This window comes from Variovorax dokdonensis, assembly GCF_030316895.1.
Classification (GTDB): Bacteria; Pseudomonadota; Gammaproteobacteria; order Burkholderiales; family Burkholderiaceae_C; genus Variovorax; species Variovorax dokdonensis.
In genome coordinates, this window is sequence record NZ_JASZYV010000001.1 from 748,993 (window position 1) to 768,621 (window position 19,629).

15 protein-coding genes are annotated in these 19,629 nt (G+C 66.7%); 10 read left to right on the plus strand and 5 right to left on the minus strand.

Annotated elements, in window-relative coordinates:
* Positions 1-83 precede the first annotated feature (83 nt).
* The 4 genes from QTH91_RS03465 to QTH91_RS03480 are packed head-to-tail and all read left to right on the plus strand — an operon-like array spanning position 84 to position 3,999.
* Positions 84-650, plus strand: coding sequence for an LbetaH domain-containing protein (locus QTH91_RS03465; RefSeq protein WP_286658632.1), 567 nt, complete (start codon positions 84-86; stop codon positions 648-650).
* Positions 651-659: 9 nt separating this feature from the next.
* Positions 660-1,610 carry a glycosyltransferase family 2 protein gene (locus QTH91_RS03470; protein WP_286659597.1) on the plus strand — a complete coding sequence of 317 codons (951 nt, stop codon included), beginning with the start codon at positions 660-662 and terminating at the stop codon, positions 1,608-1,610.
* A gap of 8 nt (positions 1,611-1,618) precedes the next feature.
* Positions 1,619-2,638, plus strand: a complete 1,020-nt coding sequence (locus QTH91_RS03475) for a UDP-glucuronic acid decarboxylase family protein (RefSeq protein WP_286658633.1) — start codon at positions 1,619-1,621, stop codon at positions 2,636-2,638.
* A complete protein-coding gene (locus QTH91_RS03480) occupies positions 2,635-3,999 on the plus strand; it encodes a UDP-glucose dehydrogenase family protein (RefSeq protein WP_286658634.1) in 1,365 nt (454 codons plus the stop codon). Before QTH91_RS03475 ends, QTH91_RS03480 begins: the two co-directional genes overlap by 4 nt.
* Before the next feature lie 38 nt (positions 4,000-4,037).
* Here the strand turns inward: QTH91_RS03480 and ppc are convergent, their stop codons facing one another.
* Positions 4,038-6,881, minus strand: a complete 2,844-nt coding sequence (gene ppc, locus QTH91_RS03485; RefSeq protein WP_286659598.1) for a phosphoenolpyruvate carboxylase — start codon at positions 6,879-6,881, stop codon at positions 4,038-4,040.
* Between the two features lie 119 nt (positions 6,882-7,000).
* On the opposite strand from ppc, the gene hemC reads away from it, so the two are divergent.
* The 6 genes from hemC to QTH91_RS03515 all read left to right on the plus strand — a co-directional run bounded on the left by hemC (position 7,001) and on the right by QTH91_RS03515 (position 14,625).
* Positions 7,001-7,915 carry a hydroxymethylbilane synthase gene (hemC, locus tag QTH91_RS03490; protein WP_286658635.1) on the plus strand — a complete coding sequence of 305 codons (915 nt, stop codon included), beginning with the start codon at positions 7,001-7,003 and terminating at the stop codon, positions 7,913-7,915.
* A complete protein-coding gene (locus tag QTH91_RS03495; RefSeq protein ID WP_368389453.1) occupies positions 7,912-8,694 on the plus strand; it encodes a uroporphyrinogen-III synthase in 783 nt (260 codons plus the stop codon). Before hemC ends, QTH91_RS03495 begins: the two co-directional genes overlap by 4 nt.
* The gene (locus QTH91_RS03500; RefSeq protein ID WP_286658636.1) at positions 8,691-9,764 is read left to right on the plus strand and encodes a uroporphyrinogen-III C-methyltransferase; all 1,074 of its coding nucleotides are present in this window, start codon (positions 8,691-8,693) and stop codon (positions 9,762-9,764) included. Before QTH91_RS03495 ends, QTH91_RS03500 begins: the two co-directional genes overlap by 4 nt.
* Positions 9,765-9,771: 7 nt before the next feature.
* Entirely contained in the window at positions 9,772-11,052 is a 1,281-nt protein-coding gene (locus QTH91_RS03505) for a heme biosynthesis HemY N-terminal domain-containing protein (protein ID WP_286658637.1), read from the plus strand.
* 265 nt (positions 11,053-11,317) lie between these two features.
* Entirely contained in the window at positions 11,318-12,364 is a 1,047-nt protein-coding gene (locus QTH91_RS03510; RefSeq protein WP_286658638.1) for a polysaccharide biosynthesis/export family protein, read from the plus strand.
* Complete coding sequence (locus QTH91_RS03515; RefSeq protein ID WP_286658639.1) at positions 12,361-14,625, plus strand: polysaccharide biosynthesis tyrosine autokinase; 2,265 nt, start codon at positions 12,361-12,363, stop codon at positions 14,623-14,625. Before QTH91_RS03510 ends, QTH91_RS03515 begins: the two co-directional genes overlap by 4 nt.
* Positions 14,626-14,718: 93 nt before the next feature.
* Here the strand turns inward: QTH91_RS03515 and QTH91_RS03520 are convergent, their stop codons facing one another.
* Genes QTH91_RS03520 through QTH91_RS03535 form a run of 4 tightly spaced genes read right to left on the minus strand, consistent with a single transcriptional unit; the run spans position 14,719 to position 19,609 of the window.
* On the minus strand, positions 14,719-16,056 hold the full coding sequence (locus tag QTH91_RS03520) for a glycosyltransferase WbuB (protein WP_368389454.1): 1,338 nt from the start codon (positions 16,054-16,056) through the stop codon (positions 14,719-14,721).
* On the minus strand, positions 16,049-17,245 hold the full coding sequence (locus QTH91_RS03525; protein ID WP_286658640.1) for a glycosyltransferase: 1,197 nt from the start codon (positions 17,243-17,245) through the stop codon (positions 16,049-16,051). The genes QTH91_RS03520 and QTH91_RS03525 overlap by 8 nt, the downstream gene beginning before the upstream one ends.
* 7 nt (positions 17,246-17,252) lie before the next feature.
* Complete coding sequence (locus QTH91_RS03530) at positions 17,253-18,602, minus strand: hypothetical protein (RefSeq protein WP_286658641.1); 1,350 nt, start codon at positions 18,600-18,602, stop codon at positions 17,253-17,255.
* Positions 18,599-19,609, minus strand: a complete 1,011-nt coding sequence (locus QTH91_RS03535) for a hypothetical protein (protein WP_286658642.1) — start codon at positions 19,607-19,609, stop codon at positions 18,599-18,601. The genes QTH91_RS03530 and QTH91_RS03535 overlap by 4 nt, the downstream gene beginning before the upstream one ends.
* Positions 19,610-19,629 lie beyond the last annotated feature (20 nt).

The following is a 19,629-nucleotide window of genomic DNA, read 5'->3' on the forward strand; positions in this document are numbered from 1 at the left end:
ACGTATGTAAGAAATTGTGTTGACAGATCTGCCGGTGTAGGGGAACCTCCACCTCACCGAATCTGTACCACTTTCTTACTGTTGTGACGATTCTCGATGCTCGCGTCTCGGCGCCCTCGGAAGGGGGGCCGAGCTTTTCCCTTTCAAACCGCCTGGTTCGCGCGGCATGGCTGGTCGTCTGGGCCGTGGCTGCGTCCTGGACGCCTCGCCAGCTGGCGCCGTGGCGGCGTTTACTGCTGCGTTGCTTCGGGGCCCGGATGGCGCCCGGCAGCGATGTGCGCGCCAGCGCACGCGTCTGGTATCCGGCCAATCTCAGCATGGATGAGCGCGCCGTGATCGGCCCCCAGGTGAATGTCTATTCCATGGGCCTGATCGAGGTGGGGCACGATGCCCTGGTCTCGCAAGGCGCGCATCTGTGCGCGGGCTCGCACGACAGCGATTCGCCCGAGTTCCAGCTGGTGGCCAAGCCGATCCGCATCGGCGCGCATGCGTGGGTCGCGGCGGAGGCCTTTGTCGGGCCGGGCGCCAACGTTGGCGAGGGCGCCGTGGTCGGCGCCCGTGCCGTGGTGTTTGGCGAGCTGCAGCCCTGGACCATCTATTCCGGCAACCCTGCCCGCGTCATCCGCCCTCGGCGTCGAGAGGGGCGCTGACCCGTGAGCATGCAAGACATTCCCGCAATCGAGCCCCCGGTGGGCGCCAGGGCTGAGGCGGGCGACCCGCCTTGCGTCGTGGTGCTGCTGACCTTCAATTCGGCCGGCATCATCCGCGAGACGGCCAGCGCAGCGCTGCGCGTCAGCCCGCACGTCTACGCCGTCGATTCGGGTTCGACCGACGGTACCGACCGCATCCTGCAGGAATTGGGCTGCACCGTTGTGCAGCGGCCTTTTTCCAATTACAGCGATCAACGCAACTGGGCCATCTCTCAGGTCGAGGGCCGCTATGCGTGGCAACTGCACCTGGATGCCGACGAGGTGCTCGACGACAGGTCGGTGCAGGAGATTCGATCCCTGATCCACGGCGGCGCCAAGGCAGACGCCTACATGCTGCGCCGGCGCGACTACTTCATGGGCCGGATGCTGCGCTTCTCGGGCGTGAACCCCTGGCACCTGCGACTGTTCCGCTCCGGGGTGGGCGCGTGCGAGGCACGCCTGTATGACCAGCACTTCATCGCACCTGCGGCGCAGGGCAGGGTCGGCCGGATCGACGGCTTCATGCATGACAAGAATGCGCTCGGCCTGGCCGACTGGATCGGTCGGCACAACCGCTGGAGCGATGCCGAGGCGCGCGAGAAATTCCAGCCGCAGCAGGCGCCGCAGAGCGACGTGCTTCAGCCCCGCCTGATGGGCGATGCCCGCGAGCGCACCCGCTTCATCAAGCAGATCTACTACCGCCTGCCCATCGGCATGCGGTCGCTGCTCTACTTTTTCTACCGATTCGTGCTGCGCGGTGGCTTCCTGGATGGACGCGCCGGCTTCTATTTCGCCTTTTTCCAGGCGCTGTGGTTCCGGATGCTGGTGGACGCCAAGCTGTGGGAGATGTCCCAGGCCAGTCCGCCGCCGCCATCGAGCCATCAGCCCCTGGCCAAGCCATCTTCCAACTTCCAAGCTTGAGAGTCTCCATGCGCCAATACAACCCGTCCAAACGCGTGCTCGTGACCGGCGGCGCCGGCTTCCTGGGCAGCCATCTGTGCGAGCGTTTGCTCAACGAAGGCCACGACGTCCTGTGCGTCGACAACTTCTTCACCGGCACCCGGCACAACGTGGAGCATCTTCTGGCGCACCCGCGCTTCGAACTGATGCGCCACGACGTCACCTTCCCGCTGTACGTGGAGGTGGACGAGATCTTCAACCTGGCTTGCCCGGCTTCGCCGATCCACTACCAGCACGACCCGGTGCAGACCACCAAGACCAGCGTGCACGGTGCGATCAACATGCTGGGGCTGGCCAAGCGCGTGCGCGCCAAGATCCTGCAGGCCTCCACCAGCGAGGTCTACGGCGATCCCGAGATCCACCCGCAGGTGGAGCAGTACTGGGGGCGTGTCAATCCGATCGGCCTGCGCAGCTGTTACGACGAGGGCAAGCGCTGCGCCGAGACGCTGTTCTTCGACTACCACCGCCAGCACAAGCTGCGCATCAAGGTGGCGCGCATCTTCAACACCTACGGCCCCCGCATGCACGTCAACGACGGGCGCGTGGTGTCGAACTTCATCGTCCAGGCGCTGCGCGGGCAGGACATCACCATCTATGGCGACGGCAGCCAGACCCGCAGCTTCTGCTACGTGGACGACCTGATCGAAGCCATGCTGCGCCTGATGGGCACGGGCGACGACGTGACCGGGCCGATCAACATCGGCAACCCGGGCGAGTTTTCCATGCTGGAGCTTGCCCGCAAAGTCATCGAACTGACAGGATCGCGCAGCAAACTCGTGTTCATGCCTCTGCCCGCCGACGATCCCAAGCAGCGCCGCCCCGACATTTCGCTTGCGCGCGAACATCTGGACGGCTGGCAGCCGAAGACGCAACTCGACCAGGGCCTGGCCAACACGGTGGCCTACTTCGACGCGTTGCTCTCCAGGGATGCAACGGTGCTGGAGTTTCCGCGCCCCGTGGCCGCCGCCCACGTCGCCAGCCTTCCATGAACATCACCATCATCGGCACCGGCTACGTTGGCCTGGTGACCGGCACCTGCCTGGCTGACCTGGGCAACCACGTCTTCTGCCTGGACGTCGATCAGGCCAAGATCGACATGCTCAAGCGCGGCGAGATCCCGATCTACGAGCCGGGTCTGGCCGAACTGGTCCAGAACAACATCGCGGCCGAGCGGCTGATCTTCTCGACCGACGTGGCTGCCGCGGCCGCGCATGGCGACGTGCAGTTCATCGCCGTGGGCACGCCGCCCGACGAGGACGGCAGCGCCGACCTGAAGTACGTGCTGGAAGCCGCGCGCAACATCGCTCGCCACATGAATGGCTTCAAGGTCGTGGTCGACAAATCCACCGTGCCGGTGGGAACGTCCGACAAGGTGGCCGCGGTGATCCGCGAGGAGCTGACGGCGCGCGGGCTGGACCCCAACGGCTTCGCGGTCGTGAGCAACCCGGAATTTCTCAAGGAAGGGGCCGCGGTCGACGACTTCATGCGCCCCGATCGCATCGTGCTCGGCGTGGGCGAGGACGAAGCTGGCCAGCAGGCGCTGGCCATCATGCGCAAGCTCTACGCGCCCTTCAACCGCAACCACGAGCGCATGCGCGTGATGGACTTGCGTTCCGCCGAGTTCACCAAGTACGCGGCCAACGCGATGCTGGCCACGCGCATCAGCTTCATGAATGAACTGGCCAACCTGGCCGACCGCGTGGGCGCCGACATCGAACTGGTGCGCCAGGGCATCGGCTCCGACCCGCGCATCGGCTACAGCTTCCTCTATGCCGGCACCGGCTATGGAGGCAGTTGCTTTCCCAAGGACGTGCAGGCTCTGACGCACACGGCGCAGGAGTTCGGCCAGCGCCTGCGCGTGCTGGAGGCGGTGGAGGCCGTCAACGACGATCAGAAGCTGGTGCTGGTGCAGAAGATCTTCCAGCGCTTCGGCCGTGACCTGAGCGGTCTCCGGTTCGCGCTCTGGGGCCTGTCCTTCAAGCCGAACACCGACGACATGCGCGAGGCGCCCAGCCGCGTGCTGATCGACGCCTTGCTTCGGGCCGGCGCGCACGTTGTCGCGCACGACCCGGTGGCCGTGTCGGAGGCCAAGCGCGCCCTGCAGTTGGACTTTGCCGATGCGCCGCACCTGCTGAAGCACCTGAGCTTCGCGACCAACCCCCTGCACGCGCTGGAAGACGCGGATGCACTGGTCATCGTGACGGAGTGGAAGGCCTACAAGAGCCCGCAGCTCGATCGACTCAAGGCGCTGATGAAGCGTCCGGTGATCTTCGACGGCCGCAACCTCTACGAGCCCTGGAACATGCAGGACGCCGGCGTCGAATACGTCGGCATCGGCCGGCGCGCCTAGGCCCGCAGGGGCCCGGGGGCGGCCGGCCCGAACAGCCGTCAGCCGGTATTGCGCAGGCCCGCCGCCACCCCGTTGATCGACAGGTGGATGCCGCGCTGCAGCCGCTCGCCGCCGTCGCCGGCTCGATAGCGTCGCATCAGTTCTACCTGCAGGTGGTGCAGCGGGTCGATGTAGGGAAAGCGATGGCGGACCGATCGCTGCATGTCCGAGTTGCCCTCCAGCCGCGCTTTCGCGCCGGTGATGAGCGTCAGTGCGTCGGACGTGCGGTGCCACTCGGTGTCGATCATCGAGAAGACCTTCTTGCGCAACTTGCGGTCCTCGACCAGTTCGGCGTAGCGCGACGCCAGCGCCAGGTCGCTCTTGGCCAGCACCATGTCCATGTTGGACAACAGCGTGCGGAAGAACGGCCACTGCGCATACATGCGCTGCAGCAGTGCCACGCGCGCCTTTCGCGCGGTCGGGCTGCCGGCGCTGTCCAGAAAGGCTTCCACGCCCGAGCCGAAGCCGTACCAACCCGGCAGCGTGAGCCGGCACTGGCCCCAGCTGAAGCTCCAGGGCACGGCACGGAGGTCTTCGATCTGGTGGCTGGGATTGCGCGAGGCAGGTCTTGAGCCGATGTTCAATTCGGCGATCTCGCGGATCGGGGTGGAGCTGAAGAAGTAGTCGCCAAAGCCGGGCGTGCCGTAGACCAGGTCGCGGTAGGCGGCCATGCTGGCGGCAGAAAGTTCGTCCGCCGCGCTCATGAAGTCCGCCGGCGCCGCCTTGGCGGACGGCAGCAACGTGGCTTCGAGCGTGGCGGCGACCAGGGTCTCGAGGTTGCGCCGGCCGATCTCGCGGTTGGCGTACTTGGAGCCGATCACCTCGCCTTGTTCGGTCAGGCGGATCTGGCCGCGCACGGTGCCCGGCGGTTGGGCCAGGATGGCCTGGTAGCTCGGTCCACCGCCGCGCCCCACGGTGCCGCCTCGGCCGTGGAACATGCGCAGGCGCACCGCCTCGCCGGCCGGTGCCTGCTTGGCCATCTCGTCGAACAGTTGCACCAGGGCGCCGCCGGTGCGGTAGAGCTCCCAGTTGCTGGTGAAGATGCCGCCGTCCTTGTTGCTGTCGGAGTAGCCAAGCATCACGTCCTGTTCGCCACCAGAGCGCCGTACCAGCGCGGCGATGCCGGGCAACTCGTAGAAGGCGCGCACGATGGGCGCGGCATTGCGCAGGTCTTCGATGGTCTCGAACAGTGGCACCACGATCAGGTCGCACACGGCGTCGCTGTCGAGCGTGCCGCGCATGAGGCCCACTTCCTTTTGCAACAGCAGCACCTCGAGCAGATCGCTCACGGTCTCGGTGTGGCTGATGATGTAGTGGCGGATGGCCTGGTTGCCGAATGCGGCGCGTGCGCGGCGTGCCTCGGCGAAGATGGCCAGTTCGCTTTTTGCCAGCGGCGAGTATTCGGCGTCGGGCACGCGAAGGGGCCGCGTTTCGTCGAGCAGGCGCAGCAGCAGGGTCTGCTTGGCTTCCTCGGCCAGGCTGGCGTAGGAAGGTTCGACGCGCGCCGTGGCCAGGAGTTCGGCAACCACGGCTTCGTGCTTGTCCGAGCTTTGGCGCAGGTCCACGGTGGCCAGGTGAAAGCCGAAGACTTCGACCGCACGGATCAAGGGCGCGAGCCGGTTCGAAACCAGTGCGCCGCCGTGCTTTTCGAGCAGCGAGTCTTCGATCGTGCGCAGATCGGCAAGCAGGTCCTCGGCCTTCAGATAGGGGTTCTGCGGGGCCACGGCATGGCGCGCGGCCTGCCCGCCGGTCAGTTGCTGCAGCGTGGCGGCCAGTCGCGCATACATGCCGGTGAGGGCGCGGCGGTAGGGCTCGTCGCGGCGATGCTCGCTCGTGTCGGGCGAGCGCTCGGCCAGGGCGTGCATCTCGGCGGTCAGGTCGACCAGCGAGGCGGACAGCGAAAGCTCACCGCCCAGGTAGTGCAGTTCGGTCAGGTAGAAGCGCAGCACCATCTCGCACTGCCGGCGCAGCGCGTACTGCAGCGTCTCGGCCGTGACGTTGGGATTGCCGTCGCGGTCGCCGCCGATCCATTGGCCCATGCGAAGGAACGGCGCCACGCCCGCATGGCCCAGCGCGGCTTCGAGGTCGGCGTACACGTGAGGAATCTCGCGCAGGAAGGTCGCCTCGTAATAGCTCAGCGCGTTCTCGATCTCGTCGGCCACGGTCAGCTTGATGAAGCGCAGCAGACGGGTTTGCCACAGCTGGGTCACGCGCACGCGCAGCTGCTGCTCGTTCTGCGCCAGCTCGATGGGGGTCAGGGCATCGACACGGCTTTCGCCCTGGCTGGCCCAGGCGCGTCGTCGCAACAGGATGTCGTCGCGCGCCGCCAGCAGCTGGCTGATGCCGCGCTCTGCGTCCAGGATGCTCTTGCGCTGCACCTCGGTCGGGTGGGCCGTCAAGACCGGGGAGACATAGCTTCGCGCCAGCGTCTGCACCACCGCCTCGGTCGATACGCCTGCCTTGCGGATGCGCGTCAATGCGACGGCGAGGCTGCCCTCGATGCTTTCTCCGGATCGTTCGGCGTTGGTGCGCCGGCGGATCTGGTGCCGATCCTCGGCCAGGTTGGCGAGGTGGCTGAAATAGGTGAAGGCGCGGATCACGCGGACCGTCTCGGCAGCGCTCAGACCTTTGAGGAGGCTCTTGAGCGCCCGATCGGCCGAGTGGTCGGCATCGCGCCGGAAGGCCACCGACAGCAGGCGAATCTTCTCGACGAGCTGGAAGGTCGCTTCGCCCTCCTGTTCGCGAATGACGTCGCCGAGAATGCGGCCAAGCAAGCGGATGTCGGCCACCAGGGTTTCGTCGTCCGTGTCCCGCTTTTTCTTGCGGACCGTGGGGGAGGGCATGCTCTTGGTGTTCTTCACGTCTCTCGTTCCTCAGGTTGCGGGGAGGCGATTGCCAGCACGGTTGCTGCGTCGCAGCATGCTAGCATCCGACGACATATTTGTAAGAGCCGGAGACTGGTTTGACCCCTCTCGTGATCGCCACCCGCGAAAGTCGGCTGGCACTGTGGCAGGCACGACACGTTCAGGGCCTGCTCGAAGCCCGGGGCCACACCGTATCGCTGCTGGGCATGACCACGCGCGGTGACCAGATCCTCGACCGATCGCTCAGCAAGGTCGGCGGCAAGGGCCTGTTCGTGAAGGAGCTCGAACTCGCCCTGGAAGAACGCCGCGCCGACCTGGCGGTCCATTCCCTGAAGGACGTTCCGATGGACCTGCCGGAAGGCTTCAGCCTCGCCTGCGTCCTGACCCGCGAAGACCCGCGCGATGCGCTCGTTTCGCCCGACTTCCCAAGCCTCCAAGCGCTGCCCAAAGGGGCCGTGGTGGGTACATCGAGCCTGCGGCGGATGGTGTTGCTGCGTGCATTGCGTCCGGACCTGCAGATCGAGCCCCTGCGCGGCAACCTCGACACGCGCCTTCGCAAGCTCGACGAAGGTCAATACGCCGCCATCGTGCTGGCGGCGGCGGGCCTGAAGCGGCTGGGCCTCGAAGAGCGCATCCGCGCCGTGTTCGAGCCCGACGAGATGCTGCCCGCAGCGGGGCAGGGCGCGCTCGGCATCGAGGTGCGCACCGACCGTGCCGACCTGCTGGCCGCGCTGGCCCCGCTCGCTTCGCAAGCCGATTTCCTGGCGACGGCGGCCGAGCGTGCGGTGAGCCGGGCCATGGGCGGCAGCTGCTCCGTGCCGCTGGCGGCGCACGCGCGCTGGCAGGATTCAGAGAACCTGCGCATTGACGCCGCCTGGGGTGACGCCGAAGGACAGGCGGACCTGTTGCGCGTGCACGCGAGCGCGGCGGTGTCGACGATGGGCGAGGCCCAGGCGCTGGGCCAGGAAGCTGCGCGCGCGTTGCGCGAAGCCGGCGCCCGCGTTCCCGGGTGAGCGCCGTGCCACAGAGGCGGGTGCTGGTCACGCGCCCCGTGCACGAGGCGCGGCGCTGGCTCGATGGCTTGCGCGCGCAAGGCTTCGATGCGCAGGCCCTGCCGCTCATCACCATCGCACCACTGCAAGACACGACCCGGCTCGATGCGGTTCGCGCCGACGCCTTGGACTTCAAGGCATGGATGTTTGTCAGCGCCGCGGCGGTCAGGCATTTCTTGAACGGTGACGCACGGCTCGTCGCCTCGGACGGACCGCGTTGCTGGGCCACCGGCCCTGGGACCGTGGCGGCACTGCGAGATGCCGGCGTGCCGCGTCATCGGATCGATGCCCCGGATGACGCATCCCCACGTTTCGATTCCGAAGCCCTGTGGCCGCTGGTGGCCCAGCAGGTGAGTGCCGGCACGCGAGTGCTGCTCGTTCGTGGTGCGGGCGAAGATGACCTGCCGGCAGGTCGCGACTGGCTGGCTGGGCAGATCGAGGCAGCCGGCGGGCAAGCCCATGCGGTCGCCGCCTATCGGCGCACTGCGCCAAGCTGGGACGAGGCACTGACAGAGCTGGCCCGCTCGGCGAGCAGCGACGGGACCATCTGGCTGTTCAGCAGTTCGCAGGCGGTCGCCAACCTTCGACAGCTGCTGCCCGACGTCGACTGGAAGGCCGCCTGCGCCATCTGTACCCACCCGCGCATCGGCGACGCCGCGAGCGCTGCCGGTTTTGGTCGTGTGCAGGTGGCCAATGCGCCCCTGAAGGCCCTCGCCGCGTCGATAGAATCGTTCGCATGAGCGAGGCCCCATTGACCAACGACGCCGTGGCGATGCCCGTGAATCGGGCCGTGCCCTCGCCCGTCGCGGTGCCGGCTGTCGAAAACGGCGGTGGACTGACTCGCATCGTCCTCGCGGTGGTTGCGGTCGTCGCCTTCGTGGCCCTGCTGATGGCTTTTCTGCTCTGGCAGAACGTGAACGGCATGCGCGAGCAGCTGGCGCGCCAGAGCGCCGATGCGCTGGCGCAGGCCGGAGAGGCGCGCACGCTTGCGCGGCAGGCCAGCGAGGTCGTGCGCGATGCCGCCGGCAAGATCGCCCTGAACGAATCGCGCATCGCCGAACTTGCCTTGCAGCGGGCGCAGCTGGAAGAAGTCATGCAGACGCTGTCGCGCTCGCGCGACGAGAGCATGGTGGTCGAGATCGATTCGGCCGTCCGACTGGGGCTGCAGCAGGCGCAGGCCACGGGCAACATCGAGCCGTTGCTGGTGGCCCTCAAGTTCGGCGAGCAGCGCGTGGCCCGCTCGGTCCAGCCGCGGCTGGCTCCGCTGCAGCGCGCCATGGCACGCGACCTGGACCAGTTGCAATCGACGGCTGGAGGCGGCATTGCAGATTCGCTGCACAAGCTGGACGACCTGATGCGCCTCGTGGACGAACTGCCGGCAGCCAACGCGGTCGCGGCCCCCGGTGGCGGCAGTCTGCTGGCGGCCGAGCCCTTGCCTGCGGACGCGCCGTGGTGGCAGGAGATCTGGGCAGCGGTGCTGCAGGAAGCGCGCTCGCTGGTGCGCGTCGGCCGCGTCGATCGCCCCGAGGCAGTGCTGGTGAGCCAGGACCAGATCTTCTTCCTGCGAGAGAACCTCAAGCTCAAGCTGCTCACGGTCCGTTTGTCCCTGCTCTCGCGGCAGATGAGCAACGCGCGTGCCGAACTGGCCAGCGTCACCGCATCGCTCAATCGCTACTTCGACCCGCGCTCGCGCCGCACCCAGAGTGCGGCCACGCTGATCCAGCAACTTCAGGCGCAGATCAAAGAGGCGCCAGCGCTGAACATCGACAACACGCTGGCCGCGCTGACCGCCGCCGCCGCCGGGCGCTGATCCCGACATGCGCGCGGCTCTTTGGCTTCTGGCACTGTTCGGCATCGCCGCCGGGGTGGCGCTGTTTGCAGGCAGCAACGAGGGCACGATCACCGTGTTCTGGCCGCCGTGGCGCATCGACCTCTCGCTCAACCTAGTGCTGATGTTGGCGCTGGGTTTGTTCGTGGTGCTGCACCTGGCATTGCGCGGCCTGGGGGCGCTGCTTTCCTTGCCGGCCCAGGCCCGTCAATGGCGCATGCAGCAAAAGGAACGCGCCCTGCATACCGCGCTGCTCGAATCCATCGTCCAACTGCTGGCCGGCCGCTTCTCGCGGGCGGCGAAGGCCGCGCAATCCGCGCTGGCACAAGAGCGCACGCTCGAAGCGCTCAACGCGAGGCTGCCCATGGCCGCGCAGGTGCGCACCCTCTCGCACCTGCTGGCTGCGGAAAGCGCCAACTCGCTGCAGGACAAGCCTTCGCGCGATGCGCATCTGCAGCATGCCCTGTCCGAAAGCGGCGAAGGCAGCGTGAGTCCCGAGACCCGCGAGGGGGTACAGCTGCGTGCGGCTTATTGGGCGCTGCAGGATCGCGATGCGCAAGCGGCCCTCGCGCGCCTGCAGGAACTTCCCCACGGTGCCCAGCGGCGCACGCTGGCCCTGCGGCTTTGGCTGAAGGCGGCGCGTCTCGACGGCCGAACGCTGCAGGCGTTGGAAACGGCACGCCTTCTGGCCAAGCACCGCGCGTTTTCGCAGACTGCCGCCCACAGCATCATCCGGGGCTTGGCGACCGATCTGTTGAGCGAGGCGCACGACCCGTCGCAGTTGCAGCACGCCTGGTCCGAATTGGATGCCATGGAGCGCGAGATGCCCGAAGTGGCCCTGCATGCAGCCCAGCGGCAGGTCTTGCTGCGCGGCGACCCTGCCGTGGCGCGCAACTGGCTGTTGCCGATCTGGGATCGGATGACGGCGCATCCCGATCGGCTGAGCGACAGCCTGCGGGTCAAGCTCACCCGGGCGCTCGAGGTGGGCCTGGATTCGGTGGATGCCGAATGGCTGGCGCGCATCGAGACTGCGCAGCGCAATGATCCTCGCGACCCCAATCTCCAGTACCTGGCTGGCATGGCCTGCCTGAAACGCCAGCTCTGGGGCAAGGCGCAACAGCTGCTCACCCAGGCTGGTCTTGGCTTGAAGGACCCTGGCCTGCACCGCCAGGCCTGGCAGGCACTGGCCCGCCTGGCGGAGGAGCGCGGCGATCCCGAGCAGGCTGCCATGGCCTGGAAACGCGCCGCCGAAAGCGACTCCGGCCGCTGAAACGGGCCCATTCCCGGGTCTGTGCCCGTTGCGGCACAGACGTTGCGTCAGTTCCCGAAATTCACTTGGCGACCCTTCCAATCGGGATACCCCGGAAGGAGGGCTGGCACACGCCGGACAAGTGAAGTACATTCGGTAACGATTGCCAAAGTATTAATTACTTTGTGACCGGAGAATCATTTTGAAGTCTTTGGTGTTACGCGCCGCACTCCTTCTTTCTTTCGCCCTTGTACAAGGGTGTGCCATCGTTCCTGGCTACGACTTGATGGGCAGTGACAAGTCGACGGCGCCGCCGTTGCCGCTTGCGCCCGGAGATGCGCCGCCCGATGGTGCAATGACGCAGATCACGCCGGAACTCAACGCCAAGATGCGCGCTGCGTTCTCGACGGGCATCAGCCCGGAGGTGCAAGCCTTGATGGGCGAACCCGAGCCCTATCGCATCGGCATCGGCGACTCCATCGGCATCGTCGTGTTCGACCATCCCGAACTGGTCTACAGCGCCACGCCTCCGAGCACCGGCGCCGATCCGAACAGCGTGTCGCCGGCCCCCGGGTACCTCGTTTCGAGCACGGGCACGCTCACATTTCCGTATGTGGGCGCGATCCAGGCCGCAGGAATGACCATCCAGGAATTCAATGACGTGCTCGTGAAGCGTCTTGCCCGGGTGTTCCGCGATCCGCAGGTGCAGGTGCGCGTCGAGGCGTTCCGCAGCAAGCGCATCTATATGGAAGGTGAGGTCCGGACGCCCGGCATCATGGTCATCTCCGACATTCCGATGACCTTGGCGGAGGCACTCAACCGTGCTGGCGGCGTCGGGCCGGCCGGGGATCGCTCGAACGTCAGCCTCACGCGCAAGGGCGTGACGACCAACATCGACCTCATGCGCATGGTCGCGGCCGGAGCCGACCCTGCCCGCATTCCGCTGAAGAGCGGCGATGTCGTGTTCGTTCACAACCGGGACGAACGCAAGGTGTTCGTGATGGGCGAAGTGGCCAGCCAGCAGGCCATGATGATGCGAAATGGACGCCTGACGCTCAACGACGCGCTGGGCGAGGCCGGCGGCGTGCTGCTCGGTACGTCCAACCCGCGCCAGATCTTCGTGATCCGCAACCAGCCCGAAGGCGGCTACACCATCTTCCACCTGGACGCGCGCACGGCGACGGCGCTGGCCTTGGCCGACGGGTTCCCGCTGCGGCCGCGCGACGTCGTCTTCGTCGACCCGGTGCCGCTGGTGATGTGGAGCCGTGTTGCCAACCTGATCCTCCCGACGACCGCGGCCTACACCTCGGTGTCCAACATCAACAAGCCATGAACCCGAACCTGCATTCCGGCCTGGGGCCCAGTTCCGCCATCGTGGTCTCGGAGTCTCCGCCCGAAGGCGAGGTCGACCTGGGCCGCTATGTCGAAGCGCTGGTCACCCACAAGTGGCTGATCCTGTTCATCGTCGTGGTGACCACGTCGCTGGCGGCGGTGTATGCCGCGCTTCAGCGGCCGGTCTATGCGACGAATCTCCTGGTCCAGGTGGAGGAATCGGGCGGCACCACGCGTGACGTGCTGGGGCAGGCCAGCACGCTGGCCGACCTGAAGACGCCGTCCTCGGCGGAAATCGAGATCATCCGTTCCCGATCCGTCGTCGGTGCCGCCGTCGATGCAACCCGCGCCAATATCGACGCGACGCCGCGCTATGCGCCCTATGTCGGTGGCTGGCTGGCGCGGCGTGCCACCGGACTGTCCGAGCCAGGCTTCCTCGGCATGCCGGGGTATGTCACCGGTACCGAACGCATCGGCGTCGCCCGCTTCAACGCGCCCCCGGCCCTGGAGGGCGTTCAACTGGTCGTCACCGCCAAGGGCAACGGACGCTATGGACTGCGCGCACCGTGGTGGACGTCGGAGATCGAAGGCCAGGTTGGCGAAGCTTTGAAGGCGGACACGCCCGAGGGACCCATCGACCTCATGCTGAGCGTGCTGCAGGGCAAGCCGGGCGCCCAGTTCTTCCTGGTCCGCGGCTCGCGCCAGTCGTCCATCGACGGCATTCGCGGCGCGTTGTCGCTGTCGGAGACGACCCGCCAGTCGGGTGTGATCAACGTCGGCTTGCAAGGCGAGAACCCGTCCAGGCTGGTGGCCGTGCTCAACGCCATTGGCGATCAGTACGTCCAGCAGAACATTGCCCGCCGCGCGGCCGAGGCGCAGAAATCGCTGGCGTTCCTGGATGTGCAACTGCCCGCCTTCAAGCAGCAGCTCGAACAGTCCGAAGACGCGTTCAATCGCTTCCGGGTGCGCAACGGCACCGTGTCGGTCACCGACGAAACCACCGCCACGTTGACGCGTTCGGTCACGCGGCAGACTGAGCTGTTCCAGGCGGAGCAGAAGCGCACCGAGTTGTCGCAACGCTTCACCGCGCAGCATCCCCTGGTCCGCACGCTCGACACGCAAATCGCCTCCATGAAGGCCGATCTGGCGGAGACGCAACGACGCATCCGCGCCCTGCCGCAAATCCAGCAGGAGGCTGTGCGCCTCGAGCGCGATGTGCGAGTCAACTCGGAGCTCTACCAGTCACTGCTCAATAACGCGGTGCAGCTGCGCCTGGTCAAGGAAGGCAAGGTCGGCAATGTTCGCGTGCTCGACGAAGCCGTGCTGCCCAACTACCCCTTCAAGCCGAACCGGACGCGCATCGTTGCCGCCGGCCTGGCATTCGGGCTGTTCCTGGGTGTGGCGATCGCGCTGGTGCGCAGCCTGTTCGTGGAAAAGCGCATCCGCGACCCCTACGAGGTGGAAGCCGGAACCGGCATGGCCGTGTTCTCGACGATTCCCACCAGCGCTCGCCAATCGCCGATCGCGCAGCGTCGACTGACGGGGCCGTCCGGCACACGTCTGCTGGCGCTCGATACGCCCGACGATCCGACCGTCGAAAGCCTGCGCAGCATGCGAACCGCGCTGCAGTTCGCGATGCTGGAGGCGCCGAGCAACCGCGTTGTGATCACCGGGGCTACTCCGGGCGTCGGCAAGAGCTTCGTCACCGCCAACTTCGCGGCCCTGCTGGCCGCATCGGGCAAGAAGACCTTGCTGGTGGATGCCGATCTGCGGCGCGGCCAGCTGCATCATTACCTGGGCCTGCAGCGCCATGGCGGCCTGTCCGAGCTGATCGCCGGCAGCCTGACGGTGCAGAAGACCGTGCACAAGCAGGTCGTTCACAACCTGGACTTCCTCGCCACCGGCCAGTTGCCGCCCAACCCGGGCGAGTTGCTCAACTCGGACTCCTTTGCCAACGTGCTGCAGAACCTGTCCGAGCAGTACGACATCGTCGTGATCGATACCCCGCCCGTGCTGGTGGCTTCGGATGCCACGGCGACCGCGGCGCATGCGGGCACCGTGTTGATCGTCGCGCGGGCCGACCTGTCGACGATGGGCGAGGTCAAGGAGGCCGTGCGTCGCCTGTCCCTGGGTGGAAAGACAGCGGCGGGCGTGCTGCTCAACGGTGTGGACGGCAAGCGCCGTTCGTTCGGCGGCAACAAGTACGGCCGCTATGGCTCGGCCGACTACAGCTACGAGAGCATCCTGCCGGACAACACGTAGCGCTCTGCTGCGTGGCCTTGCGGCGTGCCGGACGCCGCGGCCGCCCTGGCTTGCCTGCCAGGGCCCACCTGCTTGCTTGTATCGACCTGCGCTTTACGCGCGGCTCGGTTGCAGTGCGCCGACGCAGTCGTGCAGATCCGCTTCGAATTGCCGCAGCACGGCGTCCCGCGACAGGTTCTCTTCGGCCCACTGCCTCGCGCGCAGGCCGAGCTCCCGGCGGCGATCCGGCTGATCGGCAAGCTGCTGCACGGCTTCCGCGAACGACTGGGCATCGTCGGGCACGGCCAGCATGCCGGTCTTCGCAACGACCTGACCCAGTTCGGTTTCGGGCCGAGCGCCGGCGACGACGGCGCGACCGCTGCTGAGCATGCCGGTGAGCTTGGAAGGCATGACCAGGTCAGCGGCGTCGGCGCGCTGCGGCAGCAGATGGATGTCGGCCAGGCCGAGCAGTTCGGGCAGGCGCTTGAGTGGCTGAAGATCCAGGAAGCGGACGTTGGGCAGTCCTTGGCAGGCTTGCTCCAGCGGGGCCCGGCCGGAGCCTTCGCCGCAGTACACGAACTGGATGTCGGGTCGATGCTGCAGCTTGCGGGCGAGGTCGGCCAGAACTTCCAGACCCTGCTTGGCCCCCATGTTGCCGGAGTACAGGGCCACCACCGCATCGGTGGCGATGCCGAGTTCGGCCCTGTAGCTGCTGGGGCGGTCGAGGGGGCGAACCGCCAAAATGTCCACCCAGTTGGGCAGGGCGCGCAGGCGAGCTGCGCGCACGCCTTTTTCGCGGGCGCGGTCGAGCATGCGGCCCGAGATGGTCGAGACCCGGTCGAATCGACGCAGCAAGGCGCGCTCCACAGCGCTGACCGCATTGCGCAGCCGCTCACCCTTCAAAAGACCAAGCTGGAAGGCCGCGTCGACTTCGTAGTCCTGGATGTGAATCCATGCCGGTGCGCCGACCAGTCGTGCAAGGGCGAGGGCCCCCGGCGCGCAGGCGAATGCGGGGGCAGCCATCCAGACCACATCGGGCTTCCAGCGCCATTGCGCCAGCAGCGCGGGGCCGCTGGCGATGGCAAAGGAGATGAGATGCAGAAGCCGCTTGAGCCCCGTCGGCTTGGCCGGCACCCACAGGGGCGTGCGATGCACGTCCACGCCCTGCCAACTTTCGTGCCGATAGGCGCGCGCGCTGTAGCCCGGCGAGACAGACCACGCGGGGTAGTAGGGCGGCGCCGTCACCACGCGAACTTCGTGCCCCTGGGCCGCGAGCCACTGCGCCATTTCGCCGGTGTATTTGCCAATGCCCGTGAGCTCCGGTGCGAAGTTGATGCCGTACAGGAGAACCTTCAACCGCTTGGGCTTGGCCGGCTGCAATGGCTCGGCTCGGCTGGGTTGCCCCGTCTTCCGGAGAGGCGCGTCCAGCGCGCTGCGTTGGGTGTCAGACATGGGCCTTGCTTTCATCCGGCAGGTGCATGGCGCGTTCGGCGCAGGAATCCGTGACCGTGGCAACGAGGTTTCGCGCCACCTGCTCCATCCGGAACTGGGTTTCGAAGCAGCGCGATGCGGCTGCGCGCATTGCCTTCCATTGAGGCTCGGGTGTGGCAAGCCAGCGACTCAGCAATGCCTGGGTGCCTTCCACCGTATCCTGAGAGACATAGCCCGCACCCGATTGCTCGATCTCGCGCCAGATGTTGACCTTGTCGCTGACCAACACCGGGCATGCGCAGGCCAATGCCTCGACCACGGCAATGCCGAAGTTCTCCTGGTGCGATGGCAGGCAGAACGCATCGGCCGACCGGAACGCACCCCACTTGAGATCGCCTTGCAGCATGCCGGCCCAGCAGATCCGATCGGCGACGCCCAGGCGCTGAGCGAGCCGCTCCAGTTCTGGCTGCCATCCCTCCTGATCCGGTCCCGCGAACACGAGGCAGACGTCCGGATGGAGGGCGCAGGCGCGTGCGAATGCTTCGATGAGCAGATCGCATCCCTTCTTGGGATGGATGCGGCCCAGAAACAGGAGCAGTCGCTTGTCCTGCAACTGGGGAAACGATGCCCGGAAGGCCTCGATGGATCGGCTGGGTACATCGTTCGGAGCGGTGGTGCCGAAGGAAACCACCGCCTCCTTGCACCGATAGAGCCAGAACGACTGCCGTGCCAGCAGTCGCTCCTCTTCGCATGTGAAGAGCACGCGCCTCGCGTCGCGAAGCACGCGGTACTCGGCCCACGGCCAGTACATCCATTTCTTGAGATGCTTGACGGGATACCGGCGCTTGAACCAGGGGTCGAGCATGCCGTGCGGAAAGACGAAGTAGGGCGTGCTGCTGCCACGCAGGGCCTGGCGGGTGGCCAGTCCGGTGTATTGCCACAGGCCATTGACGATCACCGCATCGAACGAGGCGGCATTCGATTCGAGCCAAGGCAAAAGCGTCGGGCTGTAGCCGAAGCGGCCACGGCCGGGGCCCAGCGGATGCAAGGTTTCGGCAAACGCCTTGGCGCAGGGCGAGTCGGCTTCATCCAGCGAAACGAATTCGCCCGTATGCCCCAGAGCCGACAAGGCGCGATGGAGTTGAGTTGCGCCTTCGATAGGCCCACCCCCGGCGGGATCGACCGAGGCGATGACGTGCAGGAACTTCATCGGCGCTTCAGTTGAAAAGGCGCACGACCGGATAGCGAAGGCTCAGCATACCGAGGGCGAACATCAGGGCGAACAGGCCGTTGGCAGACAACTGGCCGGTGGTCTGCCAGGTCTGCATGGCCAGCACGAGGGTGATCCAGACCACGACGGGATAGATGGCTCGGGTCTGGCGCGCACGTCGCAGGCTTGCCAGCAGGCCGGTCACGGCCACTCCCAGCTTGAGCAGCACGAACACCCCGCCCAGCAGGCCGGCTTCGATCAGCGTGCGACCCGCCTCCGTTTCGCCGAACACGAAGTACGCCGTGCTTCCGGAGCGGACGTACTGCGCCAGGTTCGAGCCGATGCCGATGCCCGCGCCCAGCCAAGTGACGCGATCGACCGTGCCCCCTTCTCCGAGCAGGATGGTGAGCACGCGGCCCATGAAATCCTCGTGCTCGGAGGCCACCTTGAAGCGCTCCTGGGTGTCCATCAAGGCATCCTGGAACACGAAGCCCAGCGCCAGGACGACGCAGATCGTGAGCACTGCCGCAAAGATGGCCCACCCCTTTCGCTTTACCGGCGAGAAGATGAGGTTGCCCGCGAGATAGATGCACAGCAATCCGCCGATGAAGACAAAGGCCGACCTCGCGCCGCTGACCAGCACGCAGATGATGAGCGAGCCGAAGATCACCAGCGCCATGAGTTGATGCGAAGGCTTGCGCTTGCGAGCCTCCAGCACGCCCAGCGCGAATGGGGCGCACAGCGCGAGGAAGGTGGTGAAGCCTGCCGTGAAGCTGAAGGTGGCAGTGGCGCGGGCGACGCCGGCCACCACAGTGAACACGTTGGACGGATCGTCGTCGAGCGTCTTGTTGAACGGGCTGTCCAGTGGCGACTGCTGCTGAATCACCGCCAGCGGCGCCATCAGGACGAGGCTGTAGAGCAGCACGCGCAGTGACACGATGTAGTCCCGCTCGTTCATGCCGGCCACTGCCGCAATGGCGAACCACAGATAGAGGAGCCAGAACCGAAGGCCGATCAGGTAGATCGGGAAGGTGCTCTCGCCGAGCATCAACTGCAGCAGGCCCCAGCCGATCACGCAAAAGCTCCACATCACAGCAACCTGCGTCGCAAGGCGCTCGCGCCTGAAGTGACCAAGCCAGAAAGCCCGGAGCACGGCGTAGGCTGCCAGGCCATCGCGAAGGAGAATGAGCGGCAGGGTGCTGGAGTCGGCCACCCATTTGCGGATCGCACCTTCATAGATGACGATGAGCATGACGGCCATGAACAGCCTGCCGCTGGTCGAGACGCGTGTGCGGGTCGCCGGATTCACGTGCATGGCGGTGCGCGCGGCGTGGCCGGGAAATTGCGAGGAGATCATGTCGATGTGTCCATGAGTTCCCTGAACGCCTGGGCATGCGCCGCCACGCGATGCGGCTGGTACCAGTCGAACGCTGCGCGGCCGATGGCGTCGTGGTCGGCCTTTTCGCGCATCAGGGCCCGGGTACCGGCGAGGTAATGCGTGCCGGGGACGAGGTCGTCGTGCGTGCCGTAGCGGTCGGCGCAAAGCACAGTACACACGCCGTGTGCGCAGAAGGCGGCAAACACGCCGCTCTTTGCCGCAGCCTCGGGCGCGTAGTTGAGCAAGCCGAAGCGTGCCTGGGCGAGCAGCTTGCTCACCTGCGGCGCCGGGAGGCTGCCGTGAACCTCGATCTGGCCGGCACTGCGAAGGCGCTTGAACGCGGCGGAGTCTGCGAACGGGCCGATGTCATGGACCTTGAGGCCGTTGACGCGCACCCAATCCCAGAACGAGTCATCCAGGCTCTCGTAGGTCAGCGAGCGGACGTGCGGGCCGCCGAACACCACGATGTCGTCGCTGCGTGAAGGCGGCAGCCCGTCGAGTTCCCCGACGTTGGAGTAGACCGGCAGCACGCGGTGGGGCACCGGCGGGCAGTGGCGGCGCAGCCATTGCGCAGACGTGTCGCGGCTGGTCAGCCAATAGTGCGCCATTTGGCCGAGATCGCGCGCGATCCGCCGTTGCAGAGGGGCAAGCCAGAATGCCGACCCCCAAGGTGGCTCCGATTGCGTGAAGAGCTCATGGAAGTAGATGCCGATGCGGGCACCTTGCTGGCGCAATTGGCGGATGCGGTCGACCAGCCACAGCGGCACGCCGCGTGATTGATAGCCATAGCCGCTGAAATTCAGCACGATGTCGCCGCGCCCGAATTCCGCCAGCGCCGTCGCGGCGGTCGGTGCAAGGATGCGGCTTTGCAGGTGAGGCCCCAGGATCTCCGCGTAGTCGCGCACGCCGCCGCGGCCCGGCGGAATGAGCGACACCACTTCCGTGCTTGCGATGCGCGTGGGTTCCTGCGTAGGGACCATGTTCACCGGCCGAAGCAATGCGGCGC